This window comes from Chryseobacterium sp. B21-037 (genome assembly GCF_028570785.1).
Lineage (GTDB): Bacteria > Bacteroidota > Bacteroidia > Flavobacteriales > Weeksellaceae > Chryseobacterium > Chryseobacterium proteolyticum.
The window spans coordinates 1,632,048-1,647,035 of sequence record NZ_JALGCB010000001.1; the positions used below are offsets into that span (position 1 = coordinate 1,632,048).

Annotated in this window: 15 protein-coding genes; 5 read left to right on the top strand and 10 right to left on the bottom strand. The window is 36.9% G+C overall.

Annotation, left to right across the window (positions count from 1 at the left end; translation table 11 throughout):
- Positions 1-101: 101 nt before the first annotated feature.
- Positions 102-866 (bottom strand): SDR family NAD(P)-dependent oxidoreductase, encoded by a 765-nt coding sequence (locus MTQ00_RS07180; RefSeq protein ID WP_172278707.1) that lies wholly within the window; start codon positions 864-866, stop codon positions 102-104.
- 87 nt (positions 867-953) lie between these two features.
- The gene (locus MTQ00_RS07185) at positions 954-1,892 is read right to left on the bottom strand and encodes a helix-turn-helix domain-containing protein (protein WP_273648266.1); all 939 of its coding nucleotides are present in this window, start codon (positions 1,890-1,892) and stop codon (positions 954-956) included.
- Positions 1,893-2,042: 150 nt separating this feature from the next.
- Here MTQ00_RS07185 and MTQ00_RS07190 point away from each other — a divergent pair, with 150 nt between their 5' ends.
- The 3 genes from MTQ00_RS07190 to MTQ00_RS07200 all read left to right on the top strand — a co-directional run bounded on the left by MTQ00_RS07190 (position 2,043) and on the right by MTQ00_RS07200 (position 2,870).
- Positions 2,043-2,198, top strand: a complete 156-nt coding sequence (locus MTQ00_RS07190) for a bacteriocin (protein WP_172278712.1) — start codon at positions 2,043-2,045, stop codon at positions 2,196-2,198.
- 141 nt (positions 2,199-2,339) lie between these two features.
- Positions 2,340-2,498: a hypothetical protein gene (locus tag MTQ00_RS07195; RefSeq protein WP_273648267.1), complete on the top strand. Its 159-nt coding sequence runs from the start codon at positions 2,340-2,342 to the stop codon at positions 2,496-2,498.
- Positions 2,499-2,696: 198 nt separating this feature from the next.
- Positions 2,697-2,870: a bacteriocin gene (locus tag MTQ00_RS07200; RefSeq protein ID WP_273648268.1), complete on the top strand. Its 174-nt coding sequence runs from the start codon at positions 2,697-2,699 to the stop codon at positions 2,868-2,870.
- An 87-nt stretch (positions 2,871-2,957) separates the two neighbouring features.
- Here MTQ00_RS07200 and ychF read toward each other — a convergent pair whose 3' ends face one another.
- From ychF to MTQ00_RS07230, 7 genes are all read right to left on the bottom strand, one after another.
- The gene (ychF, locus tag MTQ00_RS07205; RefSeq protein WP_273648269.1) at positions 2,958-4,049 is read right to left on the bottom strand and encodes a redox-regulated ATPase YchF; all 1,092 of its coding nucleotides are present in this window, start codon (positions 4,047-4,049) and stop codon (positions 2,958-2,960) included.
- 113 nt (positions 4,050-4,162) lie between these two features.
- Positions 4,163-4,714: a ferritin gene (locus tag MTQ00_RS07210; RefSeq protein WP_172278720.1), complete on the bottom strand. Its 552-nt coding sequence runs from the start codon at positions 4,712-4,714 to the stop codon at positions 4,163-4,165.
- A gap of 233 nt (positions 4,715-4,947) precedes the next feature.
- Positions 4,948-6,552 carry a glycoside hydrolase family 10 protein gene (locus MTQ00_RS07215; RefSeq protein ID WP_273648270.1) on the bottom strand — a complete coding sequence of 535 codons (1,605 nt, stop codon included), beginning with the start codon at positions 6,550-6,552 and terminating at the stop codon, positions 4,948-4,950.
- 126 nt (positions 6,553-6,678) lie between these two features.
- A complete protein-coding gene (gene typA, locus MTQ00_RS07220) occupies positions 6,679-8,484 on the bottom strand; it encodes a translational GTPase TypA (protein ID WP_273648271.1) in 1,806 nt (601 codons plus the stop codon).
- Positions 8,485-8,670: 186 nt separating this feature from the next.
- Entirely contained in the window at positions 8,671-8,928 is a 258-nt protein-coding gene (locus MTQ00_RS22365) for a DUF1294 domain-containing protein (protein WP_373428008.1), read from the bottom strand.
- A 93-nt stretch (positions 8,929-9,021) separates the two neighbouring features.
- Complete coding sequence (locus tag MTQ00_RS07225) at positions 9,022-9,558, bottom strand: type 1 glutamine amidotransferase domain-containing protein (protein ID WP_172278727.1); 537 nt, start codon at positions 9,556-9,558, stop codon at positions 9,022-9,024.
- A gap of 135 nt (positions 9,559-9,693) precedes the next feature.
- Positions 9,694-10,371 carry a YceI family protein gene (locus MTQ00_RS07230; RefSeq protein ID WP_273648272.1) on the bottom strand — a complete coding sequence of 226 codons (678 nt, stop codon included), beginning with the start codon at positions 10,369-10,371 and terminating at the stop codon, positions 9,694-9,696.
- A gap of 223 nt (positions 10,372-10,594) precedes the next feature.
- Between MTQ00_RS07230 and MTQ00_RS07235 the strand changes: the two genes are divergently transcribed.
- Together MTQ00_RS07235 and MTQ00_RS07240 are read left to right on the top strand one after the other, a co-directional pair.
- Positions 10,595-12,718, top strand: coding sequence for a Tex family protein (locus tag MTQ00_RS07235; protein WP_273648273.1), 2,124 nt, complete (start codon positions 10,595-10,597; stop codon positions 12,716-12,718).
- A gap of 10 nt (positions 12,719-12,728) precedes the next feature.
- Complete coding sequence (locus tag MTQ00_RS07240; RefSeq protein WP_273648274.1) at positions 12,729-13,298, top strand: RDD family protein; 570 nt, start codon at positions 12,729-12,731, stop codon at positions 13,296-13,298.
- A gap of 54 nt (positions 13,299-13,352) precedes the next feature.
- Here MTQ00_RS07240 and MTQ00_RS07245 read toward each other — a convergent pair whose 3' ends face one another.
- Positions 13,353-14,924: a M20/M25/M40 family metallo-hydrolase gene (locus MTQ00_RS07245; RefSeq protein ID WP_273648275.1), complete on the bottom strand. Its 1,572-nt coding sequence runs from the start codon at positions 14,922-14,924 to the stop codon at positions 13,353-13,355.
- Positions 14,925-14,988: the final 64 nt, after the last annotated feature.

Here is a 14,988-nt window from a genome sequence, read left to right on the forward strand (position 1 = left end):
CGGTAAGATCGTTCATCAGACAATTATTATTCTACATTAAAGATAGCAAAAAGCAGTAGATTCCTACTGCTTTTATTCATTATTATATCCTTGATATTATCTTACAACGCCATTCCTCCCGACACTTCGATTCTCTGACCGCTGATCCATCCTGCATCTTCCGTACACAAAAAAGCGACTACTCCACCTACATCTTCCGGAAGTCCAGCCCTTCCTAAAGCTGTGATGTTTGAAACCAAAGCATTAACCTCTTTATTATCACGTGTTCTTCCACCTCCAAAATCGGTTTCTATAGCTCCGGGCGCCACGACATTAGCTTTAATCTTTCTCGCACCTAATTCTTTCGCCATATATTTTGTAAGCATTTCAACCCCTGCTTTCATAGATCCGTATACTGACGATCCCGGAAGCGCTACTCTTGCCAAACCGGATGAAATATTGATAATTCCACCTCCATCATTCATAAAAGGCAAGAACTTCTGACTAAGGAAAAATACTCCTTTGAAATGGATATCTATAATATCATCCAGTTGCTCTTCTGTAGTTTCAGTAATCGGAGAATATAAAGCAGTTCCGGCATTATTAATTAAATAATCAATGTTCGGACTTGCGGTGTGCTCCTGTAGATGATCTGTTACATTTTTTATAAAGGCATCAAAACTTTTCACATCTCGTGTATCCAATTGGAAAGCAGCAGCATTTCTACCCAATGCCTTGATCTCATTGACTACAGCATCAGCTTCTTCTTTACTGCTTTTATAAGTAATGATAACATCGAGACCTTTTTCAGCTATTCTCAAGGCTGAATTTTTTCCTATTCCACGGCTTCCACCGGTTATTAAGGCAATTTTTGTTTTTGAATTCATTTTTTCGTTGTTTTTAATGGGACAAAGTTCTGGTATTTGGAGACACAGATGTTTGCTTCAATCAATCTGAAATTTGCAAAATTCAAATCAGGAACGAAACTGTAATGGATTGTATGAAGTTTTTCTCTTAAAGAAATTTGAAAAATGAGCAATTTCCTCAAAACCCAACGCATACGATATTTCAGAAACATTCCAGGTGGTTTGCTTCAATAGTATTTTAGCCTCCTGGATAAGCCTGTCAGCTATAAATTCCGTCGTAGTCTTTCCTGTATTTTCTTTAAGTTTTTTGTTTAAATAATTAACATGCACAGACAGGCGGTCTGCGTAATCTTTTGCTGTTTTAAGCTGGATTCTCTGATCGTAGGATTCAATGGGAAACTGTCGTTCCAATAGCTCTATAAATAAAGAAACAACTCGTAAAGAAGCATCATTGGAGGTCGACAATTTTGTAGCCGGCTGTAACTTTTGTCCGTAATGGATCAATTCGAGTACATAATTGCGGATCAGGTCATATTTAAAAATATAATCAGACTCAATTTCAGTTTTTATTTTCCTGAAAAGTACCTCAATTTCATCTGCTAACGCTGCATCAATTTCAAATACGGGGAATGCTCCCGGTTGAAATATAGGCAAGTCTTCAAGCGTATTATGAGATTTATCCTTAATAAAGAAATCTTCAGTGAATACACAGAAGCTACCCGATTGATTAGGATCTTCAGGAACCCAGTGATAAGGAACCTTAGGCGTTGCAAATAATAGCGCATTCTCTTTTATGGGAATAACCTTATCTGCATATTCTGCTCTATTCCGTCCCCGGATCAGGCTTATCTTATAATATTTTCTTCTGTTATATGGCATTTCAGAAGTTGTCTTTACCTTTTCAATGGTCTGAGCAATATCAAATACATTAAAATGACCAATATCTTTATGCAAACCCTTTGGAAAAATACTTTCAATATCCTTCCCCAGCTTTGCAGTCATTTCCCTATAAAAATCTTCCAGAGAAGCATGCCCTATTTTTTCCATAATTGAGTATTTGTAAAATTCAAATATATAAAGTTACACAAATATTGAATTCCAATCATTTATTGTTAATGTAAATATTTTTCATAATATAGTGACATACAATAAATATTTTTCATAACTTAGTTTAAACTAATTTATTAAAATCATAATATGAAAAATCTGAATCTCCAAAAAGGAAAAAAATTAAACAAAAAAGAGTTAAGAACAATTACCGGTGGACTACAAATGTGTGTGGATCCGGATACCAATCAATGCATCGCTTACGGGCGTCAGTGTGCAGAATTTCAATGCAGATACATTCCTTAAATTGATATTTTTTACGAAGCCACTCTTCCAAAGAGTGGTTTTTTGTACTAATTCAATAAGGCTGAAAATTGATGTTTTCAGATTCAATAAAAGGAAATAGATTAGAAGCATATTTATTACTAAATCATTAACACGATCATCATGAAAAAACAAAATTTACAAAGCGGAATAAGATTAAATAAAAAAAAGCTAAGAACAATTACAGGAGGCCTGATGCAATGCCGTGATCCGAAAACCAACGGTTGCAGGATCTTTTCACTGGGATGTGCAGAGCCTGAGTGCCGTCCGGAACTTCCATAATCCCAACCGCAAAACTTTTCTTATAAGACCATTCTGCATAAGAATGGTTTTATACTATTTTAACGGATCAACTATTAATAAACACTTTAGTTACTGTAAAAATGCATTTTTAAATGTACAGGCACTTTAGGGATGATCATTTCTTACCCTGATTTATTAAACAATTACCAATCAATACATATGAAAAACCAAGACTTTATGAAAGCAAAAAAACTGACAAAAAAAGAATTAAAAACAATCGTCGGAGGAATGCTTGACTGTAAACAGCCTATCGCATGTCCTACTTATCCCTGCGACCCTCCGCTTCCGGATTATCCTAACGGTTGTACAACCATTTCGCCAAGCTGCGCACAAAAGGAATGTCGTTATTAACGGATGCACATTTTTGTTAAAAAAAAACGCTCCCAAATTAATGGAAGCGTTTTTTAATTACTATAACTTTAATATTTCTTTTATACTTTATACATTGAATCTGAAGTGCATAATATCACCATCCTGAACAATATATTCTTTTCCTTCCACAGATAGTTTTCCAGCCTCTTTTACTTTTGATTCCGAACCATATTGTACGTAGTCGTTATATTTGATTACTTCTGCACGGATAAATCCTTTTTCAAAATCAGTATGGATAACTCCGGCTGCCTGAGGAGCAGTCCATCCCTGTCCGATAGTCCATGCTCTTACTTCTTTTACACCCGCAGTAAAATACGTCTGAAGCTTGAGAAGATCATATGCTTTTCTGATTAATCTGTTAACTCCGGGTTCTTCTAATCCCAGCTCTTCAAGGAAAATTTCTCTTTCTTCGAAAGTTTCAAGCTCATTGATATCAGCTTCAATCTGAGCAGCCAAAACCACAATTTCAGATCCTTCTTTTTGAGCCATTTCATCAATTTTGGACACCCATTCGTTTCCATTCTTAATAGAATTCTCATCTACATTACAAACGTAAAGTACAGGTTTTTTTGTTAATAGCTGAATATCGTCAATAATTGGTTTTGTAAGATCATTTACAGGAAACTCTCTTGCATTTCTTCCATCTTCAAGAAACTTCTGAAGGCTTTGCAGCGTTTCATAATTAAGAATGTCTTCTTTTTTTCCTGATTTGATAAATTTCTTAGCTTTATCAACTGCTTTTCCTACTGTTTCAAGGTCTTTCAGCTGAAGTTCAATATCAATAATTTCTTTATCTCTCAAAGGGTCTACGGAACCTTCTACGTGAATGATGTTTCCATTATCAAAACATCTTAAAACATGGATAATTGCTTCACATTCGCGGATATTTGCAAGAAACTGGTTTCCTAAACCTTCTCCTTTGCTGGCTCCTTTTACTAAACCTGCAATATCTACAATCTCCACAACAGCCGGTAAAACTCTTTCAGGATTTACTAATTTTTCCAACTCGAATAATCTTTGATCCGGTACTGATACCGTACCCAGGTTAGGTTCGATAGTACAGAAAGGATAATTGGCAGATTGAGCTTTTGCATTGCTCAAACAGTTAAACAGAGTTGATTTACCAACGTTCGGCAATCCTACGATTCCACATTTCATAATGAAACTATTTTATTTTTAAAGGTCTGCAAAGATAGTGATTTTAACACGAGTTTCATAATAAAAAAATCTGCCGGGAATCCGGCAGATTTTTTTTCCATTTTATTTTCACCTTAAGGATTTGCACCTGTAGCGTTCTGAGCTAAGGGAGCATCATCAGGTGTTTTTTCTAATGTCTTATCTAATGTAAACAGAGATTCGTCCGTTGCACGATCTCCACCAGCAATTTTTAATTTATCGATCAGGTTCTGAGCTAAAGTTTCCTCTTCAATCTGTTCCTGAACGAACCATTGCATAAAATTCCAAGTTGCCCAATCCTTTTCCTGAAGGGCAAGATCAACAATTTTATATATCGATGTGGTATTGTCTACCTCGTGATTAAAAATGCCGTCAAAGCAAGCAGTCAGAGATTCAGGATCACTTGGAGGCGCAGGAATGGCATCAACTTTAGGTTTTCCGCCTCTGTTTAGTACATATTCCATAAATTTGATAGAATGGTTTCTCTCTTCCTGCGCATGCCTGTATAGAAAGTTAGCAATACCCTGGTATCCTTTGTCATCAGCCCATATTCCATAAGAAAGAAAAGTGTGTGCTGCATGAATTTCTTTATTCATCTGATCGCTCAAGGCTTTTTCCACCGCAGGTGAAAGTCTGTTCGTATTCATAATATTTTATTTTTAGTGATTATGAATATAATCCTGCAAAAATGGTTCCGATAAAGTTCTTATTCTTTTAAAAAAACACAAAAATAACAACATAAAATACTAGCAAACAATATTTTAAGCTAATAATTTATAGTTATTCTAAAATAAAAGCAGCTCTACAAGAGCTGCTTTTATTGTATCGGCACCAATAACATATCATTTATTCTTTGCTTTATAGTTTTGGAAGCCTTTTATTATTTTATTTTTTTTGCCATGTAATCACTTTCATTTCCCAGCCGGTCAATTGCTTTAATGGCAATTGCATTTAAAGTTTTTCCATCCTTATATTTAGGAATATCTTTTGAAAGTGTGTCTAAAGTCAGAATTTCAATTTCCCAAACGCCATTATATTGCTTAAATAATGCCCACTGAAATACATCTTTCAGATTTTTATTACTCCAGCTTGCCTGAGCAAAACTTCCGTTATCGGCCACAAACAATGTTGGGGTTGAGATAGGAGCAGCTTTAATCCATGGACTTTTTGGCACCAAAGCTTTTTCTTTATAGGGCCCGTTTCTCAGGGTGCTTAACATCGAAGGATTTCTCGTAAGCCCTGCAATGCTCCAATGGATTTCACCGGCATCACCTTTCAGAATCTGTCTGGAAAGTTCTATTTGGTTTTTAATCTCGGAAGGACGATCAGAAGTCCTGATTTCCACTGTATTTAATCCCGGCCATAGGTGGCGTTTCATTGTATTTTCAGATTCCCACCAATTCAGCAAAGCTTCAAAACCCTGCCCTTTAGAATCAATAGGCCAGTACAGTTGGGGAGAAAAATAGTCTACCCATCCTTTATTTAACCATAATTTAGCATCAGCATACAATTCGTCATATTGAGAAGATCCTGTAATTCCTGCAGGATAACCCGGTTTCCAGATTCCGAACGGGCTGATCCCGAATTTTACATAATTTTTTTCTGCATGAACTTCTTTGTAAATCCTTTCAACAAATTTATTGACATTATCTCTTCTCCAATCTGCCCGGGATAAAGTTCCTCCACTGCTTACATATGCATTCCAAGTAGCGTTATCAGGGAAATCACCGCCCTTATTATAAGTTGCATAAGGATAAAAATAATCATCAAAATGCACCGCATCTATATCATATCTCTGCACGATATCCTTTACCACATTAGAAACATGTCCCTGTGTTTTAGGATTCGCAGGATCAAACCAATACATCCCGTTTTTTAGTCTTACCACAATGTCAGAAAGCTTATTGGCCATAGAAAGGCTGTTCACAGCTCCTCCGTTTGTATGATGTGCACGGTAAGGATTAAGCCAGACATGAAGCTCCAGACCTCTTTTGTGGGACTCTTCAATCCAGAACTGTAGCGGATCATAATTGGGATAAGGGGATCTCCCGGTCTCTCCTGTCAGAAAATAAGACCAAGGTTCAATAGAACTGGTGTATAATGCATCCGCAGAGGGACGTACCTGAAATATTACAGCATTAAAGTTGTTATCTTTCAGCATATCCAGCATACTGATGGCTTCGGCCTTTTGCTGATCAATAGATAAATCGTTTCTTGAAGGCCAGTTGATATTCGCAACACTGGCAATCCATGCACCCCGGAATTCCCTGTTAATAGCCGGAAGATTAACTTTAAAAACCTCATCGGCTGGTGGTACAGGAACTGGTTTAGTATTAGCCACAGGAGGCTTTGAAATATTTTTAACGGGATTTGCTGTATTTGGATTTCTTGTTGGTTTTACCGTATTATTCTGAACGGTACGGGAACTTCCACAAGATGCCAGTACCCCCAGCAATATGATCAATTTTAAATTACTAACTTTCATAGGGTGCAAAACTACATTAAATTATTTTTTTAGTTTTTTAAAAATATTATAATAAATTGAATTAATTCAACTTTTATATATAAAAAAAGCCTCGAAAATCGAGGCTTTCACTTATATTGAATTTCATTATGCTTTCGCAGATCTTTCCAGTCTTTTTCTTTCTTCTTCAGAAAGTACTTTCTTTCTCATTCTGATGAAGTTTGGAGTTACCTCGATTGCTTCATCACCCTGGATATATTCCATACATTCTTCTAATGAGAATAAGATTTTCGGAGCAACACCAGTATCTTTATCTTTTCCAGAAGCTCTCATGTTATTCAACTGTTTTGCTTCTACGATGTTTACAACTAAATCTCCTGGTTTGTTTTGTTCACCAATGATCATACCTGCATAGATTTCCTCACCCGGATCAACAAAGAACTTACCTCTATCCTGAAGTTTAGCAATAGAATATTCAGTAGCCGGACCTTGAGTTTTGCTGATCAATACACCATTGTTTCTTCCAGGAATAGCACCTTTAAATGGCTTATATTCTGTAAAACGGTGTGCCATAATAGCTTCACCAGCTGTAGCAGTTAACATTTGAGAACGCAATCCGATCAAACCTCTTGAAGGAATCTCAAATTCCATATGTTGCATTTCTCCTTTAGTTTCCATAATGTGAAGATCCCCTTTTCTTTGAGTTGCCAAATCGATAACTCTTGAAGCATACTCTTCAGGAACATCAACAACCAATGATTCATAAGGCTCACATTTTTCACCATCAATTTCTCTTAAGATAACTTGTGGCTGACCGATTGTCATTTCATAACCTTCTCTTCTCATTGTTTCGATCAAAACTGATAAGTGAAGAATACCTCTACCGAAAACAAGGAATGTATTGGCATCATCAGTCTGTTGAACTCTTAATGCTAAGTTTTTCTCCAATTCTTTCGTTAATCTTTCTTTCAGGTGATTTGAAGTAACATATTTACCGTCTTTTCCGAAGAAAGGTGAATTGTTAATAGAGAACGTCATGTTCAACGTAGGCTCATCAATTGCAGTTCTTGGTAATGGTTCAGGATTTTCCATATCCACAAAAGAATCACCAATCTGGAAAGAGTCGAAACCTACTACAGCACAGATATCTCCAGCTTGTACTTCAGTTACTTTTTTCTTTCCTAAACCTTCAAAAACGTATAATTCTTTTACTTTTCCTTTTACAATTTTACCATCAGCCTGAGCAAGACCAATCCACTGAGATTCTTTAATCTCACCTCTTGTTACTTTTCCGATCGCAATTCTTCCTAGGAAAGAAGAATAGTCAAGAGAAGTAATTTGCATTTGAAGATTACCTTCAGATACTTTTGGAGCAGGAACATATTGTAAGATACCATCTAATAATGGAAAAATATCCTCCGTTTGCTCTAGTGAAGTATTGAACCAACCTTGTTTTGAAGATCCATAGAAGGTTGGGAAATCCAATTGCTCTTCAGTAGCTTCCAGGTTGAAGAATAAATCAAATACCTGATCATGTACTTCATCCGGACGACAGTTTGGTTTGTCTACTTTATTGATAACTACTAATGGTCTTAACCCTAATTCCAATGCTTTTTGCAATACGAATCTTGTTTGTGGCATAGGCCCTTCGAAAGCATCAACTAACAAAATTACACCATCTGCCATTTTAAGAACTCTCTCTACTTCACCACCAAAATCGGCGTGACCAGGAGTATCGATTACGTTAATTTTAACGTCTTTATAAGTAACAGAAATATTTTTAGATAAAATGGTAATCCCTCTTTCTCTTTCAAGATCGTTATTATCCATTATTAATTCTCCACTTTCCTGATTTTCTCTGAAAATGTTTGTAGCATGAATAATCTTGTCAACCAAAGTCGTCTTCCCGTGGTCAACGTGTGCGATAATCGCAATATTTCTAATGTTTTGCATGAATGATTTTTACGGGTGCAAAAATAGTGTTTTTTAATTAATTAATCAGTATGATTATACATTATTTAACAAATTCATAATGAGAAAGTTAAAATAAATCACATGGCAATGGGCTCCCTGGCTCCTTATTCCAAAGTACACATATACCTGACCATCCAGCTGTTAGGCGTTAATTACATCATACCTTCATCTGTATTTTCTAAAAAAATAAACCAATACCATCTGAATAACAAGAACCGCACAAAATCTTAATAAAAAAGATTTTTTCGAAATTTTATGTCTAAAGATAAAAATTCCGAATATTCCTCCTACACTGCCGCCAAACAGGGCCAATGCCAAAAGTGTGTTTTCAGAAATCCTTCTTTGATGCATTTTAGCCTTTCGTTTATCGATTCCGAATATAAAAAAGCACACGATATTAATAGCCAATAAATAATACATCATATCCTGCAAATGTACGACCCTTGTAAAAAATAAGGCATAGTAATTAAAATTTAACCACTATGCCTCATCTTATATTTGATCAGAAATTATAAATTAACCGTGCTTTCCTTCTCTTATTTCCTCAACCATCTTAGCATTAAATGCTGGCAAATCTTTCGGTGTTCTGCTTGTAACAAGACCATTATCCACTACAACTTCTTTATCTTCCCACAAAGCTCCTGCATTTTTTAGATCTTCGCTTATCGAATTCACAGAGGTCATATTTTTTCCGTCTACAACTTTTGCGTTGATCAGGATTTGTGGACCATGGCAAATCGCCGCAACAGGTTTTTTCTGCTGAAAAAAATCTTGTACAAAATGGAGTGCTTTGTCATTTGTTCTTAACTGATCGGGGTTGATCACCCCTCCAGGTAATACCAGTGCATCATAATCAGAAGCATTTGCTTCATTAAGATTTTTGTCCACAGTGTATTCTTTACCCCAGTCTTTTTCGGCCCATGCTTTTATGGTTCCGGAATCGGGGCTTACAATATGCGCAGTCCAACCTTGTTGTTCCAAAAATTCTTTTGGTGATTGTAACTCACTTTCTTCAAAACCATGGGTTGCCAGAATTGCAATTTTTTTCGACATAATATTAAAATTTTTGGTGTTATTAATTAAGAAGAAGAAAAAATGATGCCGAGCCCGTGTTATCAATTACTAAAAAAGTTAAACATAAAAAAAGAGCTGCTTAATAGCAGCTCCCTATTTAGTATATCTAACAAATTATTTTTTTGCTTTCACATTAACGCCGATCTCAATGTCTTTACTAATCATCCATTCAGCAGGGTCTGCTTCGGAAGTTCCGAATTTAATTCCCCAATCAGCTCTGTTTACAGTAAATTTAGCATCTATAGAAGCGGAATTAGCTGTTGCTTCTACTTTCGCTGGGAAAGTTACATTCATTGTTTTTCCCAATAGCGTAAGATTACCGCTTATTGTTTTATTTGCACCTGCCACAGCATCTTTAGGAGCTTCTTTAAGGTCCGTTACACTGGTAATTTTAAAATCTGAAACCGGATTCTTCTCTACATTAAAGAAGTCAGGAGTTTTTAAATGCGTTACCAGATCTTCCGGCTTCTTGTCCTTTTCAGTTACTGAAGCAGGATCCACTTTAATAGAAGTCATGTCAATAACAAAATTTCCTGCAGAAACCTGATTTCCTTCAACACTAAGGTCACCTGACTTTACATTAAGAGTTCCCCAACGTGGAGCAAAACCTCCTTTATGGTAAGCTTTCCAGTTAACCACAGAAGCTACTGTATCTACGGCAAGCACTTCTCCTTTGCTCTCAGCAACAGCCTGTTCCTGGCCAGCAGCCGAAGCCTCCGCTGATTTCTCTTTAGTACATGATGCCATAAGCAATCCTACTCCTACTAACGCGATAACACTAATTTTTTTCATATTTTATTTTTTTAAAAAGTTTTTGAACTGATCAGGATCGATTCCTTAATTCTGAAATTCAAAAGTAGAAAAACCTTATTACTTATTCTCTTATCATACATCAAGAAATTAAGTTTTTATTTTCAGATATCCATCATAAAGTCCTAAAACCATACAAATATGTAAGGTGTAAGATATTTCACTCACCATATAAATTGCCTATTTTAGCAGTCTAAAATTTAGAATGAATACAACCAGCTATATACAACAAACGCTTAATATACCTGAAAAAAGCATTACGAATACCTTACAATTATTGTCAGAAGACTGTACCATTCCTTTCATCTCACGATATCGAAAAGATACGACCGGAAATCTGGATGAATTGCAGATTGAACAAATTTCAAAACTCAGCAAGCAGTTTGACGAAATCATTAAAAGAAAGGAATCGATCCTCAAATCCATCGAGGAGCAAAACTCTTTAACGTCTGAACTTCAGCAAAGAATCCAGGATAGTTTCGACATACAGGAACTTGAAGATCTTTATCTTCCATATAAAAAACGGAAAAAAACGAAAGCCGATGCTGCGAAGGAAAAGGGACTTGAACCTCTGGCTAAAATCATTATGAGCCAGAAATCCCATGATCTGGATTCTGTAGTTTCCCGGCATATGAACGATTTAGTTTCTTCTCAGGAGGAAGCTTTGCAGGGAGCACGGGATATCATGGCTGAATGGATCAATGAAAATATGTATGTCCGCAAAAATCTCCGTCGTTTATTTCAACGCAAAGCAGTTATATCTTCTAAAGTTGTTAAAGCCAAAAAAGAAGAGGAAGGTGCACAAAAATTTTCTCAGTATTTTGAATGGGAAGAAAGCCTTGGCAGAACACCCTCCCATCGACTTTTGGCTATGCTACGAGCAGAATCTGAAGGTTTTGTAAAAGTAAATATAGGAATTGATAAAGAAGAGGCAATCGATTTTATTGAAAATGCCATCATTAAATCTAAAAATGAAAGTAGTGAACAAATTGCTCTGGCGATAAAAGACAGCTATAAAAGGTTACTGGAACCCGCCATTTCCAATGAAACACTACAGGAAGCAAAAGAAAAGGCAGATAAAAAAGCGATCGAGATTTTTTCTGAAAATTTAACCCAGCTATTATTAGCTCCTCCTTTAGGAGAAAAAAGAATATTAGCAATAGACCCTGGATACAAAAGCGGGTGTAAAGTGGTATGCCTTGATGAAAAAGGAGACCTTCTGCACAACGAAACCATTTATCCGCATGCACCTCAGAATGAATCGGGAATGGCAATGAAAAAGATACGCTCGATGGTTAACGCCTATAATATTGAAGCTATTTCAATAGGAAACGGAACAGCAAGCCGTGAAACAGAGTTCTTTATTAAAAAAATTGCATTTGACAAACCGTTGCAGGTTTTTGTTGTTTCAGAAGCCGGAGCATCTGTTTATTCTGCAAGTAAGATTGCCAGAGAAGAGTTCCCCAGCTATGATGTGACAGTACGTGGTGCTGTTTCCATTGGCAGAAGGCTTGCAGACCCATTAGCTGAACTCGTTAAAATTGATGCTAAGTCCATTGGTGTTGGACAATATCAGCATGATGTAGACCAGACTCAATTGAAAAACGAACTGGATTCTACGGTTATGAAATGTGTAAACTCCGTAGGGATCAACCTGAACACAGCCAGCAAATCACTTTTAAGCTATGTTTCCGGAATTGGTGAGAAAATGGCAGAAAATATTGTCAATTACCGCGCGGAAAACGGAGCTTTTGAAGACAGGAAACAATTGAAAAAAGTACCCAGATTAGGAGAAAAAGCTTTTCAGCAGGCAGCGGCATTTATAAGAATAAGCAACGGAAAAAATGCATTGGATAATTCAGCGGTGCATCCGGAAGCATACGGTATCGTTGAAAAAATGGCCAAAGACCTGGGAATAAAGCTGAATGAACTTATAGCTAACAAAGAGAAAATTGCATTAATCCAGCCGGAAAAATATATTAGCGAAGAAATTGGTATCTTTGGGATCCGGGACATTTTAAAAGAGCTTGAAAAACCGGGATTGGATCCCAGAAAGGCAGCCAAAATTTTTGAATTTGACCCCAATGTGAAAAGTGTAAAAGACCTGAAAATAGGAATGATCCTTCCTGGAATCGTTAATAATATTACAGCCTTTGGATGTTTTGTTGACCTGGGGATTAAGGAAAGTGGATTAGTCCATATTTCTCAGCTCAAGGACGGTTTTGTTTCAGATGTGAATGAGGTAGTGAAGCTGCATCAGCATGTTCAGGTAAAAGTAACAGAAGTAGACGAGGTAAGAAAGAGAATTCAGCTGAGCATGATCTTATAAAGAATTTAATTTGAAAATCTCGGAAATTAAAGAAAGAAAAGTCATTCACCGGCCGACTCGTTATTTTGACGAGTCCGGCCAAAGAATTTATCATGCATACGAGTATCATTTACCTTATAATCCAGGTTATAAAGGAAACGAGACCGAAAGACTTTTTGCCAAGTGGATAGATATGCTTCCTTTTGGTTTAATTTTCTACTTTCTCCTTCATAAAGTAATTGTTATCAGCATTCTGCTTTCCATACCCTGTGTTATCATTGCAGGAACCATAACGGAATGGTCTTGGGGAACAACTTTAGGCAAGAAAATATTTAAAATTAAAGTCCTGGATGATTACGGAAACTATCCCGGATTTTTAAAATCATTCCAAAGAAATCTTTTATGCCTTGCTAACTTTTCCCCTGTCTTCTCCGAACACACGACCAGAACAATTGCCATGGGAAGGCGAACCGGAACGCGGGTGAATTTCAGCATGCATATGAACAACACGATCTGTAAGACCTATATTGTAAAAGAAAGCAAAATTCCGGAAATCAGGGATCTCCTGAAATATCAGGGTGATCAGAACCTTTTATTGTAAAAGCTTTTTTTAAATAAAAAACCGCCCCAGTGTTGTGGCGGTTTCATTTATTGTTTATTTATAATCCTTTGAATCTCTTCTCGGCTGCTTTGCTTCAGGCCATTTTACAACCTCCCCTTTTTCATCTTGCGGCATTACCCTTCTCTCTCTGCTGGTAAACTCAGGATCTTCAGATGCCATATAAGCTAAGGTAGCTGTTAAAATCACATTATTTTTAAGTTCATCAAAAACGATCTTATCATATGTATCTTTCGTTGTATGCCAGGTATATCCAAAATATCCCCAGTTCAATGAACTTAATGAGAATCCCGGTACACCCGCTGCCACAAACGATGCATGATCAGATCCACCTCCTCCCGGCATTCCCGGAAAATCGGTTTTAATATTATCACGTACATTTTTAGGAACTGCATTCAGCCATTTCCCGATATAATCATATGATTTCAGAAATCCCTGTCCTCCGATATTTACTACTCGGCCAGTTCCATTATCCTGGTTGAAAACAGCCTGAGTTCCTTTCATAATTTCCGGATTATCAGCAACAAATCCTCTCGATCCGTTCAATCCCTGCTCCTCGCTTCCCCAAAGTCCGATTACAATCGTCCTTTTATTATTAGGGTAGTATTTTTTAAGAATCCTAATGGTCTCAAGCATGGTAAGTGTGCCGGTTCCATTATCCGTAGCACCCTGCGCTCCGTCCCATGAATCCAGGTGTGCAGAAAGAATAACATATTCATTGGGTTTTTCCTTTCCTTTGATCATTCCTATCGTGTTGAAGCTTTTAGCTTCAGGAAGTATTTTTGACTGGGCCTCAAGCTTTATTTTGGGTTTAGCCCCCTTTTCTGCCATTCTGTACAACATACCATAATCTTCCACATCAATATCAATCATGGGAATTTTAGATGTTTTCGCTCCGAATATTCTGTTTGCTCCCATAATTCCTGTCCAGTTGGAAATGGCAATCCCTGCTGCTCCCGCTTTTTCCAGAGCTTCCGGAAGTGTATTATTGTCATATCCTATATTCTTTACATAATCACGGAAATCTTTGGAAGCTTGTTCTTTTTCCGCCTTTAGCTTTTCATATAATTCCGGAGTAGCGAATTCTTTGATCTGATCATCAGAACGTCCGATTTTCTGATACTGCGCAATCAATACCATTTTACCTTTTACAGAAGGCAACCACTGATCAAATTCGGCCTTGGAAGATACCTTTGGAAGTACTATAACCTCAGCTTCAATTGCCTTCTTAGTTGCAGGGCTCCATGCAAGTTGTGTGGCAGATAATGATTTCACACGGGGATATACCATATCTACATGGGTAATTCCTCTCTGCCACCCTTTCCAGGTTCCAAATTGCTGAAGGTTTGCATCTACTCCCCATGAGCGAAGTGTTTTAGCTGTCCATTCATTGGCGGCAAGCATTTCCGGAGTTCCTACCAAACGGGGTCCGATACCATCAAGCAGCTCATAGGCCATATTTTCGAGTTGAGAATTATTATTGGCTTCATTCACAAAACTTTCCACAATAGGATTAAGCTTTTCCTGAGATTTTGCGGGAGCCTGTGCCCAAGAAAACTGCGTTGCCAGAACAACTGCCGGCATTGCAAAAAACGTATTTATCTTCATAGCATTATTGATTGGAATAAAGATATAGATTTCAGCGAAAATTGAAAAGAAAAGGAGAACTAAA

Bases quoted from the DNA above. Each gene is read 5' to 3' on its own strand.
- MTQ00_RS07180 (WP_172278707.1), bottom strand. From the start codon at position 866: ATGAATTCAAAAACAAAAATTGCCTTAATAACCGGTGGAAGCCGTGGA.
- MTQ00_RS07185 (WP_273648266.1), bottom strand. From the start codon at position 1,892: ATGGAAAAAATAGGGCATGCTTCTCTGGAAGATTTTTATAGGGAAATG.
- MTQ00_RS07190 (WP_172278712.1), top strand. From the start codon at position 2,043: ATGAAAAATCTGAATCTCCAAAAAGGAAAAAAATTAAACAAAAAAGAG.
- MTQ00_RS07195 (WP_273648267.1), top strand. From the start codon at position 2,340: ATGAAAAAACAAAATTTACAAAGCGGAATAAGATTAAATAAAAAAAAG.
- MTQ00_RS07200 (WP_273648268.1), top strand. From the start codon at position 2,697: ATGAAAGCAAAAAAACTGACAAAAAAAGAATTAAAAACAATCGTCGGA.
- ychF (WP_273648269.1), bottom strand. From the start codon at position 4,049: ATGAAATGTGGAATCGTAGGATTGCCGAACGTTGGTAAATCAACTCTG.
- MTQ00_RS07210 (WP_172278720.1), bottom strand. From the start codon at position 4,714: ATGAATACGAACAGACTTTCACCTGCGGTGGAAAAAGCCTTGAGCGAT.
- MTQ00_RS07215 (WP_273648270.1), bottom strand. From the start codon at position 6,552: ATGAAAGTTAGTAATTTAAAATTGATCATATTGCTGGGGGTACTGGCA.
- typA (WP_273648271.1), bottom strand. From the start codon at position 8,484: ATGCAAAACATTAGAAATATTGCGATTATCGCACACGTTGACCACGGG.
- MTQ00_RS22365 (WP_373428008.1), bottom strand. From the start codon at position 8,928: ATGATGTATTATTTATTGGCTATTAATATCGTGTGCTTTTTTATATTC.
- MTQ00_RS07225 (WP_172278727.1), bottom strand. From the start codon at position 9,558: ATGTCGAAAAAAATTGCAATTCTGGCAACCCATGGTTTTGAAGAAAGT.
- MTQ00_RS07230 (WP_273648272.1), bottom strand. From the start codon at position 10,371: ATGAAAAAAATTAGTGTTATCGCGTTAGTAGGAGTAGGATTGCTTATG.
- MTQ00_RS07235 (WP_273648273.1), top strand. From the start codon at position 10,595: ATGAATACAACCAGCTATATACAACAAACGCTTAATATACCTGAAAAA.
- MTQ00_RS07245 (WP_273648275.1), bottom strand. From the start codon at position 14,924: ATGAAGATAAATACGTTTTTTGCAATGCCGGCAGTTGTTCTGGCAACG.